The following is a 4335-nucleotide window of genomic DNA, read 5'->3' as shown; positions in this document are numbered from 1 at the left end:
GTATGGGGAGCTTGATCGTCGTGCTGGTGGGGTGGCGGGGGCGTTGTGGCGGGTTGGGGTTCGTCGTGGGATGCGGGTGGGTTTGTTTGTGGAGCGGGGGGTGGATTTTGTGGTTGCGATGTTGGGTGTGGTGCAGGTGGGGGCGTGTTATGTGCCGTTGGATGTGGGGTGGCCGGAGTCGCGGGTTCGGTTTGTGGTGGAGGATTCGCAGGTCGCGGTGGTGGTGTGTGGTGGGGGGCGGCGGTTGGACGGGTTTGGTGTGGTGGTGGTGGATCTGGGTGAGGTCGGCGGTGAGGTGTGTGGTGAGGTCGGCGGTGAGGTGTGTGGTGTGGATGCTGGTTGGGGGGCTGGTGTTGGCGATGATGCGTTGTATGTGATGTATACGTCGGGGTCGAGTGGTGTGCCGAAGGGTGTGGAGGTTTCGCAGCGGGGTGTGGTGCGTTTGTGTGTGGATGCTGGTGTGCGTGTTGAGCCGGGGGATGTGGTGGCGCAGTTGGCGCCGGTGACTTTTGATGCGTCGACGTTTGAGATTTGGGGTGCGTTGTCGTGTGGGGCGAGGTTGGCGGTGGCTTCGGGGGATGGGGTGGTGGATGTGGTGGGGTTTGTGGGGGAGTTTGGGGTTTCGGTGTTGCATTTGACGGCGGGGTTGTTTCATCAGGTGGTGGAGTCGTCGTTGGAGGTTTTTGAGGGGTTGCGGTTGTTGTTGGCTGGTGGTGATGCGTTGTCGGGGGCGCATTGTGAGGTGGTTCGGGAGCGTTTTCCTGGGTTGGTGTTTGTGGCGTGCTATGGGCCGACGGAGGGGACGACGTTTAGTTCGGTGTTTGGTTTTGGGTCGGGGGATGTGGGTGGTGGGGTGGTGCCGATCGGTCGTCCGTTGGTGGGTACGCGTGTGGTGGTGGTGGATGAGTGGCTGAATGTGGTGCCGGTGGGTGTGCCGGGTGAGTTGTTGATTGGTGGTGCCGGTCTGGCGTGGGGGTATGTGGGGCGTGCTGATTTGACGGCGGAGCGGTTTGTGGCTGATCCGTTTGTGGGTGGTGGGGGGCGGTTGTATCGGACGGGGGATCGGGTGCGGTGGCGGGGGGATGGGGTGCTGGAGTTTTTGGGGCGGGTGGATGATCAGGTGAAGATTCGTGGGTTTCGGGTCGAGCCTGGTGAGGTGGAGGTGGTGCTGGCCGGGCACCCGGAGGTGCGCGATGCGGTGGTGGTGGCGCGTGAGGATGGCCCGTCGGGCAAGCGGCTGGTCGCCTATGTGACTTCCCGGCTCGGCGAAGAGGAGCCCGCCGGACTGGGCGCCTTCTTGCGGGAGCGGTTGCCGGAGTTCATGGTGCCGGCGGTGTTCGTGGTGGTGGATGGGTTGCCGTTGACGGTGAACGGGAAGGTGGATCGGCGGGCGTTGCCGGATCCGGGGGTGAGTGTGGCGGGGGTGGAGTATGTGCCGCCGCGCACGCGGGTCGAGGTGGTGTTGGCGGAGATCTGGTCGCAGGTGCTGGGTGTGGAGCGGGTGGGGGTGAGGGACAACTTCTTCGATCTTGGTGGGGATTCGATTCTGAGTTTGCAGATTGTGGCTGGGGCGCGGGCGGCGGGTTTGCGGGTTGAGGTGGCGGATGTGTTTGCTCGGCAGAGTGTCGCTGAGCTTGGGCAGGTGGTCGGTGATGTTTCGGTGGTGGTGGCGGAGCAGGCGGTGGTCTCCGGTGTGGTGCCGTTGACGGCGGTCCAGCGCTGGTTGATCGGGCGGGGTGCTGCTGGAGTTGGGTGGTGTCGAACAGGTGTGTTCGAGCTGACGGTCGGTGCCGATGCGGGGTTGTTGGCGGGGGCGGTGGAGGCGTTGGTGGCTCACCATGACGCTTTGCGGATGCGGGTGGCTTTTGACGCCGAACGGGGTGAGTGGCTGCAGCACATCCTCGCCAGCGAGGTGTCGTCTGGGCTGTTTTCTGTGGTGGATGCCGCCTGCATGGATGATGCGGAGTTGGCCGTGTTGGTCGACGAGGAAATGGCGGCGGCGCGGGGGTCGGTGAATTTGGCTGATGGTCCGGTGTTGCGAGTGGTGTTGTTCGACCGTGGTGAGCGGTCGGCTTGGTTGGGGGTGGTGGTCCACGGTCTGGTGGTGGATGAGCGGTCATGGGAGATCTTGCTGGAGGATCTGAGCCGGGTCTGTGCAGGTGACGGGTTGCCGGAGAAGACAACTTCGTTCAAGCAGTGGGCCGAGAGGGTGGTCGAGGAAGGGCCGTACACGCAACCGCCGGTCGACTCTGGTGCCGATGAGGTGGTGCGGGTTTGGTTGGGTGCTGACGAGAGTGCTGCGGTGTTGTCGGGAGTGCATGGGGCATATCGGACGCTGGTTGGTGATGTGTTGGCGGCGGCGTTGGTGCAGAGCCTAGGCGGCGAGGTGGGCGCCGGCGGGGTGGTGACCGTTGGTGTGGAGGGTCACGGCCGGGAGGTGGTGGCCGAGGGGATGGATCTCTCGCGGACGGTCGGCAGGTTCACTTCGATCCGCCCAATCATGTTGTCTTCACAGAATCTCGGTGATCCAGCAGGCGTGCTCAAATCGGTCAAGGAGCAGCTGCGCCATCCCACTGACCTCGATGACATGTCGGAGCCGGACGTTCTCCTCACCTGGTCTTCTGGTGGTGAGTCGGCGGGGGTGATGGCGCGGAAGGTGTTGGAGGAGGTGCCGGGCCGTTCGTGTGCGGTGGAGATCCGGGCGGTGCGGGCTGGTGATGGCCGGGTTGGGCTGGAGTGGCGCTTCGATCCGGGGTTGTATCGGGCCGAGAGTGTGCAGGGGATGGCGGATGCTCATGTGCGGGCGTTGAGGGGGTTGATCGCGCATTGTTTGTCGCCGGGTGCGGGTGGTTTCACTCCGTCGGATTTTCCGTTGGCTGGGTTGGATCAGGTGGGTGTGGATCGGCTGGTGGCGGGTGCTGCGGTGGCGGATGTGTATCGGTTGACGCCGGTGCAGCAGGGGATGTTGTTTCACACGTTGGAGGCTCCCGCTGGGTCGGGGGTTTATGTGGCTCAGGGGCTGCATGAGTTGGCGGGGCGTCGGTTGGACGTCGCGGCGTTGCGGCGGGCGTGGGATGTGGTGGTGGGGCGGCATGCGGCGTTGCGGACGGGGTTCGTCTGGGAGGGTGTGCCCGAGCCGGTGCAGGTGGTCCACGAGGCGGTTCAGGTGCCGTTCGAGGTGCTGGACTGGTCGCATGCCGATGCTGAGATGCAGCAGGCCCGGTATGAGGAGCTGGTAGTCGCCGATCGCGAGCGTGGGTTCGATGTCTCGGTGCCGCCGTTGATGCGGGTGCATCTGGTTGATCGTGGTGGGGATCGGTATTGGCTGGTGTGGACGATGCATCATCTGACGATCGACGGGTGGAGTCTGCCGATCGTGTTGGATGAGGTGCTGCGGGCGTATGAGGGGTTATGTGATGAGGTGCTGCGGGCGTATGAGGGGTTATGTCGGGGTGGGCGGGTGGAGTTGCCCGCGGTGCGGCCTTTCCGGGATTTCGTGGCCTGGCTCGCGGAGCGGGACGCGGTGGAGGCGGAGGAGTTCTGGCGGTCGTATCTGGCGGGCTTTGAGGCGGCGACACCTTTGCCGGTGGACCGTCAGGCGACTCGGCATTGGGACCAGGACCGTCGGCGGTTGGAGTTGTCGCGTGAGGTGACCGCGGGTTTGGTGCGGTTGGCTCGGCGGGCGCGGGTCACCCTGGGGACGGTGGTTCAGGCGGGTTGGGCGTTGTTGTTGTCGCGTTATAGCGGTGAGCGGGATGTGGTGTTCGGGTTGACGGTTTCGGGTCGGCCGGTGGAGTTGGCCGGGATGGAATCGATGGTGGGGTTGTTCATCAATACGCTGCCGGTGCGGGCTCGGGTGCCGGCTGATGTGCCGTTCATTGACTGGCTTCGCGAGTTGCAGGACGGCCAGATCGCCCTCCAGCGATTCGAGCACTCCGCGCTGGCAGACATCCAGCGCTGTTCAGAGGTCCCGCGCGGCTCCTCGCTGTTCGACAGCATCATGGTGTTCGCAGGATCGGCCCAAGGAGAACACCCACACAACGGCGACACGATCGAAAACAGCTTCGGACTCGGCTCGGAGGAGTCATTCGAGCAGGGTCACTATCCGCTGCTTTTCGCGGTGGACTTTGAAGAGCGGTTGCTGGTGCAGGTGGAGTTCTCCACTGCGGCGTTCGATGGGGCGACGGTTGAGCGGTTGTTGGGGCAGTTTGAGTGGGTTTTGCGGGTGGTGGCGGGTGGTGGTGGGGTGTTGGTGCGTGATGTGGGGTTGGGGGAGTTGGTGTCGGGGTGGGGGATGGGTGGGGTGGTGTCGGGTGAGGTGGTGGGGGTGCATCG

The 4335-nt window shown here is 64.5% G+C and carries 1 protein-coding gene; it reads left to right on the top strand.

The window, feature by feature from the left end; translation table 11 throughout:
- Positions 1-31: 31 nt before the first annotated feature.
- The coding region (locus DQW85_RS47575) for an amino acid adenylation domain-containing protein (protein ID WP_275888179.1) at positions 32-4335 on the top strand (4304 nt) is incomplete at its 3' end.

It is taken from the genome of Nonomuraea lactucae, from assembly GCF_003313395.1.
Lineage (GTDB): Bacteria > Actinomycetota > Actinomycetes > Streptosporangiales > Streptosporangiaceae > Nonomuraea > Nonomuraea lactucae.
The sequence above is the reverse complement of the archived record's forward strand: the minus strand, read 5'-3'. Positions and strand labels throughout refer to the sequence as shown.